The organism is Pelagicoccus mobilis (genome assembly GCF_016595505.1).
GTDB lineage: Bacteria > Verrucomicrobiota > Verrucomicrobiia > Opitutales > Opitutaceae > Pelagicoccus > Pelagicoccus mobilis.
Genome location: NZ_JAENIL010000022.1, coordinates 29184 through 46464 on the forward strand (window position 1 = coordinate 29184; position 17281 = coordinate 46464).

The following is a 17281-nucleotide window of genomic DNA, read 5'->3' on the forward strand; positions in this document are numbered from 1 at the left end:
CGTTCCTTAAACCTTCCCTTTCGGGCCGCCACGCCTAAAACCAGAGCCTTCATGTCCGAACAGCAGCCACAACTCGCCGTCACCGTCCTCTCCGGATTCCTCGGAGCAGGCAAAACCACCCTGCTCAACCACCTTCTCAAGAACGCCAATGGCGAGCGTATCGCAGTGATCGTCAACGATATCGGCGAGGTAAACATCGACGCCTCCCTCATCCAAGGCGAAGTGCGCACCCTCGACGAAGGCCCTCAAAGCGAGGTCGTCGAGCTCTCCGGCGGCTGCATCTGCTGCACCATCCAAGGCGATCTCGCCCTCGCCGTCATGGACTTGGCGAAAAAGCGAAATATCGATCACATCATCATCGAGGCCACCGGCGTCGCCGAGCCGACCCAGATCGTGCACACCTTCCTGACCCCAGGTCCCAACGGGAAATCGCTCGAAGAAGTCGTCCGTATCGACTCTTTGGTTACCGTCATCGATTCCGCCTTTTTCCTCCGCGAGTGGAAAGCCAATCAAGCGAAAGGCGCCTCGCGCGAACTGCTTCGCCAACAGGATGAACGCCCCGTCTTCGAGCTGATCATCGAACAAATCGAATGCGCGGACCTACTGGTCATCAACAAGATAGATCAAGTAACCCCCGAGGAGCGAAGCGAAATCCGAGTCGTCCTCGACGAACTTAACCGCCGAGCCACAAAGCACGAATGCCAGGACGGGCAGTTGTCCAACCAAGCCGTTCTGCACAACCACGCCTTCGATCTCGACGCCACCCTCTCCGGAGCCAGCTGGCTGGAAAGCCTCAACAAAGAAGACCAAGACGCGGGTCCAGCCGACCCCGTGCAAGAACCCGTCCAATTCCGTTCCGTCAGCCCGAACCCCAGCTCCCTCATCCAGCCCAGCATTTCAAAAGCGCTCGACCCTATCGCCAAGGCCAAGCAAGGGATCGTCACCCTCGTCTACCGAGCGCGCACTCCCTTCCAGGCCGACAAGTTCGCTCACATCATCAACAACTCGATCCCCGGCCTCCTGCGGGCCAAAGGCTACGCCTGGATCGAGGGAAACAACGAGCAAGTCGGCTTTCTCTCCATCGCCGGCTCGACAACCCGTTGCGACTTCATCGGCAGCTGGTGGATCACCGCCCTTGAAAAAGGCAACATCGACCGCTCCCAGATCCCCGCTGAAGTGGAACGCAAATGGGAATACCCCAACGGAGACCGCCGCCAGGAGCTCGTCTTCATCGGCTTCAACCTCGACCGCAAACGCCTCCAAGCCGAACTCGACGCCTGCCTCGTCGATGAATAGAGCACTTTTCTTTTAAACAGTCGCACTTCACTTCACGCATCTTAAAGTGGGAAGCGGCCTTGTGCCGCGATTCTCAGGGCCTAAACAAAAGAAAAATGCTCTAGTCCTCGAGCGAGGGTATTCCTCGTATCACATTCCCAAATACCGTCCGCTGTCCTCGAACGCAGAGCAAGGCACGCCGAGGGCATGCTTCAAACGCACATCCCGATCCCATGGATTGCGGGTACGCGAGATCGACCACATTTGCGAAAGGGTCAGACGGAGCGGATACAGCCACGGCGACACCATCGGCGTATTCGTCAGCGGATGGTCCGTTCCATAAAGCAGACGCCCTTTCAGCCGTTCGTCCCGCAACACCTTGGGCAGATAGCGTTTCCGATTGAATTGAGTAAGAGTGGATATGTCAGCCACCAGATTCGGGTACTTCGGCATCATCTCCAGCAAGCGTTCCACATTGCACTGCCCCTCGGAAACTCCCGCGCTCGCGACGTGGGCCGCGATCACCTTCACCCCCAGACTCAGCGGCAACTCAAGCCGCCGCGGGTCGCCAAGAGCATTGTCGGTCCGCGAAAACGAGTCCTCGTCTCCCGTATGCGTCAGCAAAGGCAAGTCCAGCTCCACCAGTTTCCGGTAGTAAGGAGCGAAGGACTCGTCACCCGGGTCGATTCCCTGGATATTCGGTAGCCACTTCACCAATACAGCCCCATTTTCCTTCGACCACTCCAGCTCCTCCAAGGCATCCAACCGAAACGGATGCACGCTCGCCCCAAACGCCAGGTTGCCCAAGCCACGCACCGACTCGCCCACAAACCGATTCGGAACGAACACCTCAAGAGCGGCTTCGTCCAAATCGCCCTTCCGATCGTAGGGCGCATCCATCGCCAGGATGACTGCTCGCTCCACATGGGTCGACTCCGCGATCGATTGGCTGATGCCTTTCATGATCGAGACGTCGCCCCCCTCTTCCAACTCCGATTTGCTGCTGCCAAAAATCTTGAGATACACCCCGAACCTCCAACTCGAGCGCAAGGCCTCCGAAATCCTCGCCCCGCTACCGCCAGCCCCAATCCCCGCCGTGTGGCAATGCATGTCCACCACCCCCTTGGGGAGCTCCTCATCCGGCGGGCAAATCGGCCCCTTGAATCGCAGCGCTCGAAGACCGAACCCCAAAACAAAAAAGACGAGCAAACAGAGGGGAAACAGCATTAAGCAATTCTCAGAAGTAGCAGCCCCAGTTCAAGCCACCAATACGACCCGAAAAACTTTAAACGATCACGCGGGAAATTGCTCGCGATCCGACCGCTTTTTCGCACTCAATTGCACCCTCTCCTAAGGGTAAGTGCCAACCGACAACGCCCTAGGATTCAAAATGCAAATCTCCAACGAATTCGGCAAAGGCAGGAAAACCTACGTCTCGACGACACCCCGCCCCGCCAATCCTGATCCAATCTCCTCTTCCAACCGATCCTGATGGGACCCTTCGCACGCGATTTGAGAGCGCTCGTCGCAATCGCTTGCTTGCTTCTCGGCAAGCTCGTCGCGCCCACGCATGCCCAGCCAGTCGAGCAAGCGACCATCGAAGCCGCCATCACCCTGCAAATCCTCAGCTTTACCGAATGGCCAGAGTCCGACGGTTCGACCGTCAGGAAAATCGGGATCTACGAGTCGGACGAACACTTTGAAGCCTTTCGCAAGCTCGCCCAAAACGAACGCTACCAAGGCAGATTCGCCATCGAAACGGTCGACTCCGAGCTCGAAGATTCAGACCTCTCCCAACTCGACGCCATTTTCTTTCCCCGCCCCCAATACACCGCGATCCCCCGCATCGTTCGAAAAACCGAAAACCAAGCGCTTGTCCTGATCGGAGCCTTCGACGGCTTCCTCGAACAAGGAGGCATGGTGAAGCTCGTCAAGAGCCAGAAGAAACTAGGATTCGAGATCCAGCTCGAAAACTCAAACCGCCGCGGCATCCAATACCGAGCCAAGCTGCTCCGCCTCGCGGCCAAGATCATCAAAGAATGAGCGAAACTACCCCACAAAGAAACGCTTTCGCGAAGATCTATAGCCAGCTCTCCATCCGCAAGAAGCTCGTCGTCCTCATCGCAGGCGTCGCCGGCTTCGTCACGGTGCTCGCCATGCTGCTCTCCTTCTTCATCGAGCTAAACCTCTTCAAAACCCGACTGCTCGAAGAATACCAAGCCACCGCCCGCATGACCGCCGGCAACCTCGACGCCGCCATCATCTTCAACGACCAACGCGACGCTAGCGACGTCCTCTCCGTTCTCTCCGTCCAATCTTATATCGAATCCGCCGGCGTCTATCTCGACGACGGAACCGTCTTCACCTCCTACACCAACGAAGAGTTAGAGCTGCCCCCCTCCATCCCTCCCCTCGACGTCGAAACCGGATTTAGCGACGGCAAAATCCTGATCAAAGAACCGATTTTCGACAGCGGCGTCCTCATCGCCCACCTCGTGCTCAAAGCAAGTCAAGGCGAGCTCAACGCCTTCAAGTTCGCCCACAGCACCCTCTTCGTCAGCCTGCTCGTCGGGGCCATCGCCACCGCCATACTCCTCGCCAAACGGCTCGGTTCACACGTATCCAGACCCGTTATCGAACTCGCTGAAACCGCTCGCCGCATCACCGAGTTTCAAGACGTATCCTCACGTCAAAAACGTATCAGCGAAGACGAGACAGGCCAGCTGGTCGACGCCTTCAACGAGATGCTCGAGCAAATCGAAAAACGCTCGATCGCCCTCGTCCAAGCCAAAGAGACCGCCGAAGCCTCCAACCGAGCAAAAGACGATTTCCTCTCCGTCATCAGCCACGAGCTACGCACCCCGCTCAATCCAATTATCGGATACGTCGAGATTCTGTTGCGCAACGCGTCATCCGAAAACGACCGCAAACAGCTCTCCCTCGTCAAGCAATACGCCGAACACCTGCAGAATCTCATCGATCGCGTCATCGACTTCAGTCGCTTCGAAAGAGGCTCCATCCTCGTCAATAGCGAACCCGTCAACTACAAGCGACTCTGCCAAAACGTCCTGAGCCTACTCGACCAGCAGGCTCAGACCAAAGGGCTCCAACTCCTCTGCCACCACCAGCATTCCCCACAAGAACTCGTAGAGACAAACACCCTAAGGACCGACCGGATCAAGCTACAGCAAATCGTACTAAACCTCGTCTCAAACGCGCTCAAGTTCACCGAATCAGGCTCCATCACACTAACCACCATCCTCTCGAAAGAAGAGGGCGCACCTCATAAACTACGTATCGAAGTAGAGGATACCGGAATTGGAATCGCCCCCGGCGACCGCGACACCGTCTTTAAGCCATTCTCCCAAATCGACTCCAGCCTCACCCGCCAATACAGCGGCATGGGCCTCGGCCTCGCCATCACCCAGCGAATCGTGCAAGTGCTCGGCGGAACAATCGACTTCGAAAGCGAAACCGACAAAGGCACCACCTTCTGGCTCGAAATCCCGGTCTCCCCCACCGACGAGATCGATCCCGATCCAAGCATCGCCCCAAGCGTCCCCGAACCAGATCCAGAACAGGAAGCCAAGATTCTCCTCGTCGACGATCAGCTCGTAAACCTCGAGCTCGGCGAGTCCCTGCTCACCAGCTGCGGCCACCAAGTCGTCTGCGCCCGCAGCGGAGCCGATGCCATCAAGTACGTGCAAAGCGAAAGCTTCGACCTCATCATCCTGGACATAAAAATGCCCCGGATGAATGGATACGAAACCGCCAAGGAAATCAGAAAGCTCGAGAGCGACTCCGAACGCACACCAATCATCGCCCTCACCGCTCATGTCACCACCCGAGGCAACGAACAATGCCTAGAGGCCGGCATGGACGACCTGCTCTCCAAACCGTTCAACACCGAACGGCTAAACCAGATCACAAACAAGTGGCTCAACCGAAGCCAAACGAATTAACAGAGTCTGCTAGAAGCGCAGCCCCGCGGAGACATCGATTCGGCGACCATGCCCGATCGTGCCCCGATCCAAGAGAAGACCATTGATAGGATTATTTGGATAGCGTACTTCAGAATCGAATACGTTCCTTACGTGTAAGTTCAGGAATACACTCTTCCAGACCTTGTCCAAACGGGCATTCAGATCGACCAGAAAATAGTCGTCCGAGGTATCCCCGAAATAGCCGCCCGCCACCAGAGGAGACCCTAGCGTATCCAGATTATAGAACGGCCTCATTTCGTCCACATACTGTCCAAGGGCAGAAGCGGAGAAATTACCTTCGCGATACGAGAGCTTAGCATGGGCTACAATTTCCGGAGAATAAGACAGCGTTTCATCAGGCGTCGCATCGCTTTCCGAATCCTGCCAGGTCACGCCAAACTCACCTCGCACCCGTTCCGAAAACTCCTGACGCGCCAATAGTTCGATCCCGATCGAATCCGCCTCGCCCCCAAAGATCCGGTCCATGTCGACCAGACCGGAAGGAGTGACATCCAGCGTTTCGATGAGCAGATCGCTCAGCGAGTTGTAGAACAACGACACGCTCACCAAGCTCGCTTCACTCGCCCAGCTGTAATTGACCTCCGCAGTTCGAATCTTCTCGTTGCTGAAATTCCGAGCGTTGAAGGCGGGGATCTTTGTCGCATCCCCAACCATGAACTTTAAAACATCGGAATCATTGGGCTGATAAATCAAAGAGGCGCGCGGGGTCCCGTTTTGGAAACCGCCGTTTGGACCGCTCGGAAGAGGCGTCCCGTCAATCGGCTCGTCAACAAACACAAAGCGATCAAACGAGCCCATCTCCTCAAGACGATAGCCCGCCACAAGCTTCCACGCGTCCGACAGATCGTAGTTCAGCTGCCCAAAGAAGGAGTGCATGTCTCGATCATCGATCACCACCGACTCATTGATCAATCCCACCGCCGGCACATCCGTGTACTCCAAAAAGTTCTGCATACGCTGGTAGTTCACTCCCAGCAAAAACCTCAGCTTCTCACCCGAATCGTAGGTCAGCAGGGACTCCAGCTCCCAGTTATCAAAATCCCTCGAGTTCAAACCATAGAACCCCGGGAACAACGCATCGAAGTATTCCTCATGGTAATACGAAAAGTACGTCAGCTTCGTATCCCAACTGTAGTCGCCCAGAGGCACATCGGCCCCCACCATGATTCGCTCCAGCTCCGAGTCCCGCAAATTCCCCTCATCCACCGCAGGAAATCCGGAGAACGATTCGATCTCCGACTTGTTCAGCGTGTAATCGAGATAGAACTGCTTCCAAGCCGCGGACACTTGGAAGAAAGCACGCTCCTTCTCCAAACGCCCGTCAAGCGAGCTGTTATCCGCACTCACCCCAAAATTCGGCAACAACATCGAACGGACAGGCCCTACCATGTCCAACAGGTCATAGTCATAGCTATCCGTTTCCGTATATCCGAAATTCATGATAACATGATAGTCGTCACCAAATTCCGAATACCTTCCAGACACACGAGTCGTATCGTTGCTCCCGTGCGAGACGCTTAGCTGATCATCACTGTAGGAGCCGTCGGTAATAATGTTGATCGCTCCAAAAAACGCCCCGTTTCCATAAACGACACTGTTTGGCCCCTTCGAAACCTCGATGCGGTCGATGGCCTCCACCGGGACATTGATCCCCTCCATCGGAGTCGTGAACAGATCCGGCCTCATCTGCGGCACACCATTCACCAAAATAGCCAGCCCACTGTTTTGATCCCGGCTGTTCCAATAACCTCGAACCCCAAAGTTGCCGCCAACACCGGTGTAGTTGTCGATGTTGTAGAATCCCGGGACATTCGTCAGCACCTCAGTCAAATCTTGGTAGCCAAAAGTCTCGATGTCGTCCCGCGTCACCAGATAAATGCTGGCCGGCGTATCGCGAATCGCCTCCGGCACCTTGCCAGGAGTCGTCACCTCCACTTCCATTAACTGGTCCAAAGACAACGAGGCGATATCCATTTCAGAACCGAACAAAGAAAACGGACAACAAATGATAGCGGCAGACTTCAAACTGCCCAAAAACAGGTTACGAATCGACTCAATCATGGCACTAACGAGGATGCACTAAGGGAGCTTAGCGCTACCAAATCAGGACCCAAGCGTGCCCGATGACAAGAACCCACTGTCCCCCTGTAGACGATCCCTAAGTAGCTTGCCCAGTCCCGCGCCCCCCCTCAAACGCTTCCAGACTCGACACTTTCAAGCCAAGCCCTTAGCAAAGAAACGCTTACCTAGTTCCAACTCAAACCACCAACTCGTATGCTACCGATCGTCCTCGTTCACGGATACTCCTCCGAAGGAGCCTCCAACACTGTCGAAGAAATCTACGGGACCCTCGGTTCCGACCTGCAAGCCAAACTCGGCGCCCAAGTTCTCGACCTCAACCTCAGCCGCTGGATCTCGCTCAGCGACGGCATCGCCCTCGACGATGTCAGCTTCGCCATGGAGCGAGCCCTCAAAGCCCACGGCGACCTCCTCGCCAACGGCTTCCACGTCGTAATCCACAGCACCGGCGCCCTCGTAGTGCGAAATTGGATCAAGCTCTACAGCCCCCGCCCCTGCCCCATCCAAAACCTCGTCCACCTCGCCGGAGCCAATTTCGGCAGCGGCCTCGCCCACATCGGACGCGGCCAAATGGCACGCTGGGCACGCTTCTTCAAAGGCACCGGACGCGGCGTCAAAATCCTCAACGAACTCGAGTTCGGAGCCAGCAAAACCATCGACCTGCACTCCCACTTCACCGAAGCCGGGAACGACATGTACCACGACTACCAAGTCCAGGAATTCTGCCTGATCGGCTCACAAACCCTCTCCGCCATGAGGCACCTGCCCATCCGCTACGTTAAAGAAGATTCCTCCGACAACACCGTGCGCACCTCCGCCGGCAACTTGAATTTCAACCTCCTCCGCGTCGCCCCCACCGACGCCGCCTTCGAGCTCAGTGTCGACGCCCTCCAAACGCTCATAAAGCGACGCCACGAGGAGGAAATCATCGACACCTCCGAAATCTACCAGTTCGACCTCAGCGACGTCGCCTCCGAACGCCAGCCCGTCCCCTTCGCCATCGCCTACGAAACCGCCCACTTCGGTGACAAGATCGGCATCGTGACAGGCTCCAAGAACCGCAGCCAAGTTGTCCCCCTCATCGCGAAGGCCCTCACCACCCCCTACGACACCTCTAAGTACGCAGCCACCGCAGCCACCTTCGAGTCCGCCCGACAAAAGACCTTCCAACGCGCCGCCCGCCTCCGCTCCAGCGCCCTCGAGTGGAACAAGCAGAGCCAATACGAGGGACACGCCCAGCTCATCTTCCGCCTACGCGACCAATTTGGCGCCGCCGTCGAAGACTTCGACATCACCATCCGCTCCACTCCCCCGCGTACGTCCAAAAACAAGCTGGAGCACATGATCGAGGACAAGCACCTCAACAAGAAGGACAAAGGCACCATCACCTTCTACCTCCGTACCCAAAGCTTCAACAAACGAAGTAAAAAGTGGGTCGAACTGCTCGACAACGTGCCCACCGTGCACCTCGAAATAACCGCCCACGAAGACCACTCCCCAGAGATCGCCTTCGCTCCCCTTTCCATCAAACTCACCCCCACCCAGATCCGAGCCCTCATCCAAAGCTTCCGCACCACCATCGTCGACATCACCCTGCTTCGACTCCCAAGCGGGAAAGTATTTGAGCTCTCATAAGCAAAAAGAGTACGTATTTTCCGCAGGTTTGTAGATTCTTGCTGGTAAAAAAATGTTAAAGGAACCATAGTCCGAACCATCCGACACTCATGGTTCGGGCTGCGGCAACGCACCTGCTCACACGACAGAGCCGCCAGCCCCTCGCATTCGCCACCTCCAGCTAACACCAACCTAGCCTCCCGTGAAGACCTGCCAATCTACACTCAACCGCTACCTCTTCGTCAGCCTACTCACTCTCCTCACAACCTTCGCCTTCCTCAACGTAGAAGCCCTGCAACCGCTCCGGATAGCCCTCAGCTCCACGCTCGGACTCCCGACAGAGCTCCTCTGGCTATTGGCGAGCGTCGTGAACGCAGTCGTACTGATCGTCCTCTTCAAGCAGCTCCACCTTCAGCTCACCAAGCCCATCAAGCACATCGCGGATCAATGCCTCGAAGGCCAAGTCACCGATCTGCCCGGAAGCAACCCACTGCGCGAAACCCGCATCATCCGCGAATTCATCCGCAAAACCCAGGACCGAGCGGAACACCGTAGAGAGCAAATCAGCTCGATCGAAGCCGAGCTCGCCGAACTTCGCAAAGAGCGAGCCCGCTCGGGACGGAAACTGGAAGAACTAGAAGACCTCGTCGCCGCCTACGCCCGGATCCGCTCCGAGCTCACTTACGACAACACCAATCTCCGCCGAGAGCTCAAAGATCTCGGAGCGAAACTCTCAGATCCACAGCCACAGCCGGTTCAGCAAAACCGCATCCAGCGCTTTCCCTTCGCGAACCGTAGCTGAAAACGGTCTTCGAGGAACAATCCTCCTCGAATCGCAGTCTCGTTAAAACCTTCCGGGTCCCCCGATTCACCTTTACCCTAGCTGGCAAAACCTGCCAGTTTCCAGCTAGGCAAAAACCGACTGCTCCCCGACCGTGAAAGATTCGAAGACTATCCTAAATCGCCACCTCTGGCTCAGCCTCTCCCTGCAGGTTCTGATCATCATCCTGATCGCCCTGCCTCCCCTGGAGCCCTACCGAACCAAGATCTCGGAAGTCACCAACCTGCCAAGCAGCGCCTTCTGGATCCCCCTCCTCGCCCTGCTGCTCGGAGCCAACATCCTCCTCTTCAGACACCTAAGCAGCCACTTGGTCCTCCCATTCCAAGACCTCTTCAAGCAAACGAAACTAGGCAGCTCCTCCATCGCCTTCAAAAAGAAGAGCATGAACACCGAGGAGGACCACCTGAAGCACTTCATCGAGTCCCAAACCCTCCGCTCCTCCGAACTCGAGCAGGAAGTTGCCCGCATGGAGTCGGAGGTCGATCGCATCAACGAGCTTGCCAAAATCTCGCCCGAAGAAATCGACTCCCTCCAAACCAAACTCAGAGCCGCCGCCATCGAAAAAGACGAGTTCGCCACCAAGCTAGTGGCCGAACAAACCAACGCCGCTAAGCTCGAAAAGGAAATCCTCTCCCTGCGCCGAGATCTCAAACGCACCAACCGCGAACTGGAATCCCTGCAAAACGAGGAATCCAGCCGCTCCTTCGAAGCGCAAGTCCCCGCCGCTTCCCCACTTTCCTCCATTCTCGTCGAAAAGCTCAAAACCCCGCTCAGCCTGATCAACAACCTCGCTTGGCGCCTCGCCAAATCCTGGGCCGACACCCCGCCCGCCAAAATCCGAGAAGGCCTGCAAGAAATCACCCGCCACTCGGAAGAGCAACTCGAGCTGCTCAAGCGCTACGAAAGCGAGACACGAGGCTCCGAAGAAAGAGACGCTCTCTAGCGCTTGCCAAAAAAGCCCACCGCCCTACCGTGCGTCGCTCACCTATGAGCGACACCACTTTCACCACCCTCCTCACCCACCCTGGCTCCGCCCACAAGGACGATCTGCTCGCTTGCTGCCTGCTACTCGCCCTACATCCCGTCGCCATCGAGCGACGCGAGCCCACCGAGGAAGATCTCGCCAACCCCCAAGTCGCCGTCATCGACGTAGGCGACCGACACGAACCAGAGCTCGGCAACTTCGATCATCACCAGTTCCCTCGCGACACCCCGCCCACCTGCGCCCTTTCCCTCGTCCTCAAACACCTCGGACTCTACCAAGACGCCAAAGCCTTCTGCGAATGGCTCGAACCCGCCGAATGGTTCGATTGCCGCGGCCCCAACCACACCGCCAAATGGCTCGGCGTCGAACGCGACATTATCGGCAAGCTCAACTCCCCCATCGACGTAAGCCTGCTCTGCCGGTTCGCCGCAGGCTCGCTCCATCAACCCGGCGAGCCCATTTGGGAGATGATGAGACTCGTCGGCCAAGACCTGATCGATTACCTCACCACCACCCGCGCCCGCATCGATTTCGTAGCCGAGCACAGCCAGCTCTGGGAAATCGGAGAACACGCCTTCCTCTTCCTCCCTCGAATCGAGACAAACCTCGACGACCCCTCCGCCGGCATCGGGCACTACCTCCGCGAGAAAGGCATCGACGAGCAAGTCGCCGGCACCATCTACCCGGATCGCCGCAACACCGGATACGGGCTCTCCCGCTACAACGACCACCCGGAAATCGACTTCACCCAGATCGAAAACGAGCCAGACGTGCATTTCGCCCACAAAAGTGGCTTCGTAGCCAAGAGCACCGCTACCGATCAAGATCGACTTAAGCAGCTCGCTGCCAAGGGCATAAAGAGCTAGCCCAAAGCCGCTTCAAAAGAAATTCGGAAAAAAGCGAAATAATACTGAACATTTTCTTCGCTCACTCGTCTTTCTTTGCATGACGACGCTTAGCGACGTCACCCAATTGGGGTAACAAAGAAAATGATGGCGGATCGCTTAGGGGTAGGTGATCCGCCTTTTCTTTGCCCAAACAGCTCACTCCCGCATCAAAATGGCCAATCGCGGACGTAAGGTTGGAGCAGTGGCCAGCAGCAGGACCACCGCAAACGCCACCAACAGACAGAGCGTCAACACAGCCGCAGTGGCAACCGGCAGCTGAATATCGAAAAGCTTAGCCCGAAACACCCGCTCACACGCAAAGAACCCCAACACTCCAAGCCCAAAGCCAACCAACGCGATCTTCAACCCCCGCAAAGTCTCCATTCTAAAAAGACCTCGAGCATCCAATCCCAAAGCATTGCGGATCGCGAACTCTCGCTCCCTCAAAGCAACGATATAACTCTGGTATCCAAAAAGCCCGCACAAGGACAAAACGAGACCGATTAAGCTCAACGACAGCAAAATCATAAACCCAAGCCTAGGCGAAGCGAGGGCTTCCTCCCAGATCGAGTCAATTGTCTCGACTCCCACCACGATCAGATCCGGATCTACCTGTTTGATCTTTTCGACAATAAGTTCGGCATGCCCCGCCAACAGGGATCTATCCTCCAGCAAGACATGCAACTGAAGCCTATCCTGATAAGCGGGGATGTAGATGTTTGGCACAACACGCCCATCCACCGAAACCGGCTGATCCTCTACGATTGCAATCACCTCGCCATACCCCACGCCATCCCAAGGAGCGACGCGTCGCCCGAGTGCCTGCTCTCCCGGGAACTCTCGTTCCGCATAAGCCCGATTTATGATGTAGTTAAGCGGTGGATATCGAGTGGCGTCATCTGGCACAAAGTCCCGCCCTTCCAGAACTTCAAGCCCAAGAGTCTCAAAGTATCCCGGAACCACTGAACAAAACGAGATCCAATCAGGTTCACTCTCAAGCGGTCGTCCCTCAACGAGCGCTCGCGTCCAGCCACCAGATTTCAAAGGCAACACCGAAGAGGCCGACACAGACTCGATTCCTCCGAGTTCTCTAAGCCCTCCCTCGATCTGCCCTAAGCGCCGCTGCACATCAAAGTAGTTCGCCGCTTGCACTCCGCTCAAAGCGATATCCACGTGCAGCAAGCGATCCTCGTTCGGCCCGGACACCACGCTCCCTTGCCTGCTCATCGACTTCAGGAACGCTCCACATCCCAGAATACAGATCGTTACCAAAGCGACTTGAAAAACCACCCCCGACAGGGACAGCCAATTCTTCATCGAAAAGCGCGAACCAGCCGCTCGGTCTCGAGACAATAGATTGTCACCACGAAACCAATACATCAGAAATGGGAATCCCGTGTGCAACAAAACGAGAAACGCAACCATTCCACCTAGTAACGCGAGTGGGACCGGGTCAACCAACCGCTCCAAGGAAATCGCTCCATAGCTCGCCCCCCACATCCCATTATAGAGTTGAACGATCGCGATCGAACATCCTGCAACACCAACCAAGGCGATCGCTACAGTGGCCGCGAAGCCCTTCAAAAACCGCACCAGCACATGCTTCGGACGAGCTCCAAGCGCTGCCATCACTTTCAAGTCAGCAGAAATCGCGACGCTTCGAGTTACCAGCATCAAAACCTGATTAACCGTTCCTAAAACGAACAGAAATCCAGTCACCACGAACAAGGCCACAAACAAGCGATACATGTTCGGGCGAAGCTTGATGCGAAATTCGGTTTCGCTCAGCACATCCGCCGTATACGAAAAGCCCAAACGTTGTTCGATATCCGAAAGTGCCGCGTCAAGTTGCAGCTCCGCCACCGCTCTGCGGTCCGGGTTGAGCCGAGCCAAAATCTGATACTCCTGATAATCCTCCACCTCGTATTGCCAGGCCATGGGATTCTGTTTTAGCGGCGCCCAAATCTCCACCTCCTCCATCGAATCAAGATGGGGAAAAGCGTTTTCCACGACGCCCACAATCTCAAAGGCCTGCCCCTTGATGAATAGCTGCACACCGCTCTGAAATCCCGAACCTTTGCCAAGCGATTCCCACAAAGTCGCGTTCACTACCGCCACTTTGTTCGCCCCCGCATCATCATCCTCCAACCGCAAGAAACGTCCCGCCCTAAGGTCGACGCGACCAATCACCTCGGTAAAGCTTCCGCTCGTCCAGCTCACATCCGTCCATAAAGGCTGATTGTTGGAATAGGCCGCGATTCCCCGCTCGATCATATTCGCGCTCAGCGAATCGTAAGCATCGGTAGACTCAACCACATCCCTGTAATCCGCATATGCCAGGTTACCCCAAGTTCCCAGCGAGCTCGCCACCCGGTGCAAAGTCGCCGGTTCCTCCACCTTCAAATCGCCATAGAAGAATCGATGCAAAAAGGCGACCATCACCAAATTGCAAGTGAGCGTGGAAACGATCAGCAGAAAGATAATCGTGCGATACAGAAAACGGTTTTTCATCTAGTTGCTCAGTCGGGGACCTTAGCAACTAAAAGAAAGTGCGGCCCCAATCAAGCGAAGCTCTCCACGGATGTAACTCTTCCGTACTAGTAATAGAACTACAAGAGCTCAGCATACTAAAAAGCCCGCTCTTTCCGAACGGGCCTCTACTAAAATCTAAACGAGAGCTGGAGCAGTCTTTCCTTCCGGAACGGTCAAGATCTCGGGGCCATCCACGCCCACCAGAACCGTGTGCTCGAAGTGAGCGCTTGGGCTGCCATCCGCGCTAAGCGCCGTCCAACCATCGTCGCCCATCGCGATCTTGTAGCTTCCCATGTTCACCATGGGCTCGATGCAGAGAACCATGCCCTTCTTCAGGCGTTGATAGTCGCCCGGGCGACCGAAATTCGGAATCTGCGGCTCTTCGTGAAGGCTCTTGCCCACACCGTGCCCCACGAAGTCGCGGATCACACCAAAACCAGCTCGCTCTACCTTCTTTTGCACCGCGCTGGAAATCTTACCGACCTTGTTACCCGCTACCGCATTCCTGATGCCATCGTACATCGACTCTTCGGTCACATCGAGCAAACGCTGCAACTGAGAATCGACACGACCCACCGGAATCGTACGGCAGTTGTCGCCGATATAGCCATTGTAGCGGGTGCAAACATCCACGCTGATGATGTCACCTTCCTGAAGCACTCGCTCGAGGGTTCCAATGCCGTGGACCACCTCGTCATTCACGGAAAGGCATGTCCAAGAGGGAAATACGCGCGAACCGACTTGGTACTTGTAGCAAGCGCTCTCGCACCCGATCTCTTCCATAAATCGGCGACCGGCCTGGTCGAGATCGTACGTGTTCATGCCCGGCACGACCAAGGCACACATGCGGTCCAACACAGTGGCTGCGGCCTGTGCTGCTTCTTTGATTGCGGTGTATTGCTCTTCGTTTCGTACGATCATGGGCTTCGATTTAGTCCGTTGTTCTCCAATAGATAATCGGTTTCAAGCGCAAAACCTAAGACCAGGGCTTGATCTCTAACTTTCCAGTTTAAGCTCCTCGCTCGCTTGTTCCACCGTCTCCGCTGGCAAAGCCTTCTTCGCCTTGGCCCCGAGATCCTTCAAACTCTGCACTTGATTCACCAGATTGCCACGCCCCGTCGTGAGCTTGTTCATCGCCGAATCGTAGGCCGCCTGACTCCGGTTGATCTGGTCGCCGATCTTCTTCATGTCCTCGAAGAACCCAACGAACTTGTCATAGAGAGCACCGCTGCGTTGAGCAATATCGATCGCATTCCGTGTTTGCTTCTCCTGTCTCCAAATATTGGCGACAGTTCGCAAGGTCGCTAAGAGAGTTGACGGAGTGACAATCACCACATTCTGACGAAACGCGTAATCGAAAATAGTATCATCCGCCTGGATCGCCATCACAAAGGCGGGCTCAACAGGGACAAACATTAGCGTGAAATCAGGCGACTGGATTTCATAAAGAGCATCGTAACGTTTCTTGCTCAGCTCAGCCACATGGTTCTTCACGCTCTGGATATGCTCCTTGAGAGCGGTTTCGCGTCGCGATTCATCCTCCTCATTCACACAACGCTCATAAGCCACCAAACTTACCTTCGCATCGATCACCAAATGCTTCCCTTCGGGAAGGTTGATCAACACGTCCGGCTGCTGACGCTTACCATCTTCTGAAGTAAAACTCGCTTGAGTCCGGTACTCACGCCCTTCCTCCAGTCCTGATTTTTCCAATACAGTTTCGAGAACGAGCTCGCCCCAATTGCCCTGAGTCTTGGTCTGCCCTTTCAGAGCCGTCGTCAGATTCTGGGCTTCGGTGCTCATCTTTTGATTGAGTTCACCAAGCGTCTTCAGCTGAGCCACCAACTCCGCACGATCTTTCACGCTCTGATCGTGCGTACGGTCCACTCGAGCACGGAAATCCGTGATCTTTTCCGCCAACGGTGAAAGCAATTTATCCAAGCTCTCCTTGTTCCGAACCGTAAACTTCTCGGAGTTCCTATCCAGAACACGAGTCGCCAACGATTCAAATTCAGCGGTCAACTTCTTCTGCAGCTCCGCCATCTCCTTCTTCTGATCCTCAATTCGAGTCTCCATCGAGTGGATACGCTCCTCGGATCCGGCAAGTTTGCGATTAAGACCGGTGTTCTCTTCACGCAACTCAGCAAGCTCGCTTTTGCTAGAACTCAAGGCTTCGTCATTTGAGCGACAACGCTCTTCGAGCTTCACATTTTCTTGAGCCGCCTCGGCGAGCTTTTCTTCGAGCTCCGCTCGTTCCTCTTCTGGCAAGCCCTTCGGAGTCCGCAAACGAAACGCCTGGATAAACCAAGCCGCGGCGAATCCCGCGACCAACGCAACTAACCACGCCCACTCGTTCACTCAGCAACCTCCACGCTAATCTTACGAGCAGCTTCGAAACCGAGCTGACGATTTTCGCCACTGCCAAACTCAAGCGAAATAACACCCGCTTGAGCATCCGCGCTGACCACAGTCAAATCCTGTCCTGGGGTAAGGCCATTACTCTCAAGATACTTAAGGAAGGTGTCCTCTTGGTTTTCGATCCGCCCGATCCGCACCTTTTGCCCGATCGAGCAATCCACCAACAATACAAGGTCACGTTCCGCGATCGCTCCCGACGCGTCAGGAATCGGATCGCCATGCGGATCCAGCTCGGGGCGCCCGAGCAAAATATCGATCCGCTCCAGCACTCGATCGGAAATCACGTGTTCCAGAGCCTCCGCCTCATCATGGATCTCATGCCAATCCATCCCGAGCACCTTAACCAAAAATAGCTCCACCATGCGGTGACGGCGCAGCACCAGCAAGGCGAGCTCCTTCCCTTGAGCCGTCAGCTGGACTCCGACGCGAGGCGTGTAACTGACCAGACCTGTCTTCGCGAGGGACTTCACCATCGTCGTCGCGGTACCTGGCGTTACATCCAACGAGGTGGCCAAATCCCCCATCGATACATTCGCCTCTTCTCCCCCGCCTTGCTCAAACTGGAGCGTATAGATTTTCTTGATGTAGTTCTCTACCGTGCTGGTTGCCATGTGCCTCGTGTTTCGAGCTGATTTTATCCAATGGG

The 17281-nt window shown here is 55.8% G+C and carries 13 protein-coding genes; 7 read left to right on the forward strand and 6 right to left on the reverse strand.

Annotated elements, in window-relative coordinates:
* The first annotated feature begins 51 nt into the window (after positions 1 to 51).
* The gene (locus JIN87_RS12895) at positions 52 to 1296 is read left to right on the forward strand and encodes a CobW family GTP-binding protein (RefSeq protein WP_200355983.1); all 1245 of its coding nucleotides are present in this window, start codon (positions 52 to 54) and stop codon (positions 1294 to 1296) included.
* A 129-nt stretch (positions 1297 to 1425) separates the two neighbouring features.
* On the opposite strand, the gene JIN87_RS12900 is transcribed toward JIN87_RS12895, so the two are convergent.
* Positions 1426 to 2502, reverse strand: coding sequence for an amidohydrolase family protein (locus JIN87_RS12900; protein ID WP_200355984.1), 1077 nt, complete (start codon positions 2500 to 2502; stop codon positions 1426 to 1428).
* Between the two features lie 264 nt (positions 2503 to 2766).
* Here JIN87_RS12900 and JIN87_RS12905 point away from each other — a divergent pair, with 264 nt between their 5' ends.
* Positions 2767 to 3318 (forward strand): YfiR family protein, encoded by a 552-nt coding sequence (locus JIN87_RS12905; protein ID WP_200355985.1) that lies wholly within the window; start codon positions 2767 to 2769, stop codon positions 3316 to 3318.
* Positions 3315 to 5237, forward strand: a complete 1923-nt coding sequence (locus JIN87_RS12910) for an ATP-binding protein (RefSeq protein ID WP_200355986.1) — start codon at positions 3315 to 3317, stop codon at positions 5235 to 5237. Before JIN87_RS12905 ends, JIN87_RS12910 begins: the two co-directional genes overlap by 4 nt.
* A gap of 9 nt (positions 5238 to 5246) precedes the next feature.
* Here the strand turns inward: JIN87_RS12910 and JIN87_RS28605 are convergent, their stop codons facing one another.
* Positions 5247 to 7340 (reverse strand): TonB-dependent receptor plug domain-containing protein, encoded by a 2094-nt coding sequence (locus JIN87_RS28605; protein WP_200355987.1) that lies wholly within the window; start codon positions 7338 to 7340, stop codon positions 5247 to 5249.
* 213 nt (positions 7341 to 7553) lie between these two features.
* Between JIN87_RS28605 and JIN87_RS12920 the strand changes: the two genes are divergently transcribed.
* The 4 genes from JIN87_RS12920 to JIN87_RS12935 all read left to right on the forward strand — a co-directional run bounded on the left by JIN87_RS12920 (position 7554) and on the right by JIN87_RS12935 (position 11664).
* Entirely contained in the window at positions 7554 to 8993 is a 1440-nt protein-coding gene (locus JIN87_RS12920; protein ID WP_200355988.1) for an esterase/lipase family protein, read from the forward strand.
* 181 nt (positions 8994 to 9174) lie between these two features.
* Positions 9175 to 9774 carry a hypothetical protein gene (locus tag JIN87_RS12925; RefSeq protein ID WP_200355989.1) on the forward strand — a complete coding sequence of 200 codons (600 nt, stop codon included), beginning with the start codon at positions 9175 to 9177 and terminating at the stop codon, positions 9772 to 9774.
* 133 nt (positions 9775 to 9907) lie between these two features.
* The gene (locus JIN87_RS12930) at positions 9908 to 10756 is read left to right on the forward strand and encodes a hypothetical protein (protein ID WP_200355990.1); all 849 of its coding nucleotides are present in this window, start codon (positions 9908 to 9910) and stop codon (positions 10754 to 10756) included.
* 44 nt (positions 10757 to 10800) lie between these two features.
* Positions 10801 to 11664, forward strand: a complete 864-nt coding sequence (locus JIN87_RS12935) for an MYG1 family protein (protein ID WP_200355991.1) — start codon at positions 10801 to 10803, stop codon at positions 11662 to 11664.
* A gap of 177 nt (positions 11665 to 11841) precedes the next feature.
* Here the strand turns inward: JIN87_RS12935 and JIN87_RS12940 are convergent, their stop codons facing one another.
* The 4 genes from JIN87_RS12940 to JIN87_RS12955 form a co-directional block, all read right to left on the reverse strand.
* Positions 11842 to 14196 carry an ABC transporter permease gene (locus JIN87_RS12940; protein ID WP_200355992.1) on the reverse strand — a complete coding sequence of 785 codons (2355 nt, stop codon included), beginning with the start codon at positions 14194 to 14196 and terminating at the stop codon, positions 11842 to 11844.
* A gap of 156 nt (positions 14197 to 14352) precedes the next feature.
* Positions 14353 to 15138, reverse strand: a complete 786-nt coding sequence (gene map / locus JIN87_RS12945; RefSeq protein WP_200355993.1) for a type I methionyl aminopeptidase — start codon at positions 15136 to 15138, stop codon at positions 14353 to 14355.
* A gap of 75 nt (positions 15139 to 15213) precedes the next feature.
* Positions 15214 to 16575, reverse strand: coding sequence for a DNA recombination protein RmuC (locus JIN87_RS12950; protein WP_200355994.1), 1362 nt, complete (start codon positions 16573 to 16575; stop codon positions 15214 to 15216).
* Positions 16572 to 17246 (reverse strand): metal-dependent transcriptional regulator, encoded by a 675-nt coding sequence (locus tag JIN87_RS12955; RefSeq protein WP_200355995.1) that lies wholly within the window; start codon positions 17244 to 17246, stop codon positions 16572 to 16574. Before JIN87_RS12955 ends, JIN87_RS12950 begins: the two co-directional genes overlap by 4 nt.
* Between the last annotated feature and the right edge of the window lie 35 nt (positions 17247 to 17281).

Coding starts and splice junctions, on each gene's coding strand:
- JIN87_RS12900 (WP_200355984.1), bottom strand. CDS start 2,502: ATGCTGTTTCCCCTCTGTTTGCTCGTCTTTTTTGTTTTGGGGTTCGGT.
- JIN87_RS12920 (WP_200355988.1), top strand. CDS start 7,554: ATGCTACCGATCGTCCTCGTTCACGGATACTCCTCCGAAGGAGCCTCC.
- JIN87_RS12910 (WP_200355986.1), top strand. CDS start 3,315: ATGAGCGAAACTACCCCACAAAGAAACGCTTTCGCGAAGATCTATAGC.
- JIN87_RS28605 (WP_200355987.1), bottom strand. CDS start 7,340: ATGATTGAGTCGATTCGTAACCTGTTTTTGGGCAGTTTGAAGTCTGCC.
- map (WP_200355993.1), bottom strand. CDS start 15,138: ATGATCGTACGAAACGAAGAGCAATACACCGCAATCAAAGAAGCAGCA.
- JIN87_RS12905 (WP_200355985.1), top strand. CDS start 2,767: ATGGGACCCTTCGCACGCGATTTGAGAGCGCTCGTCGCAATCGCTTGC.
- JIN87_RS12895 (WP_200355983.1), top strand. CDS start 52: ATGTCCGAACAGCAGCCACAACTCGCCGTCACCGTCCTCTCCGGATTC.
- JIN87_RS12955 (WP_200355995.1), bottom strand. CDS start 17,246: ATGGCAACCAGCACGGTAGAGAACTACATCAAGAAAATCTATACGCTC.
- JIN87_RS12940 (WP_200355992.1), bottom strand. CDS start 14,196: ATGAAAAACCGTTTTCTGTATCGCACGATTATCTTTCTGCTGATCGTT.
- JIN87_RS12935 (WP_200355991.1), top strand. CDS start 10,801: ATGAGCGACACCACTTTCACCACCCTCCTCACCCACCCTGGCTCCGCC.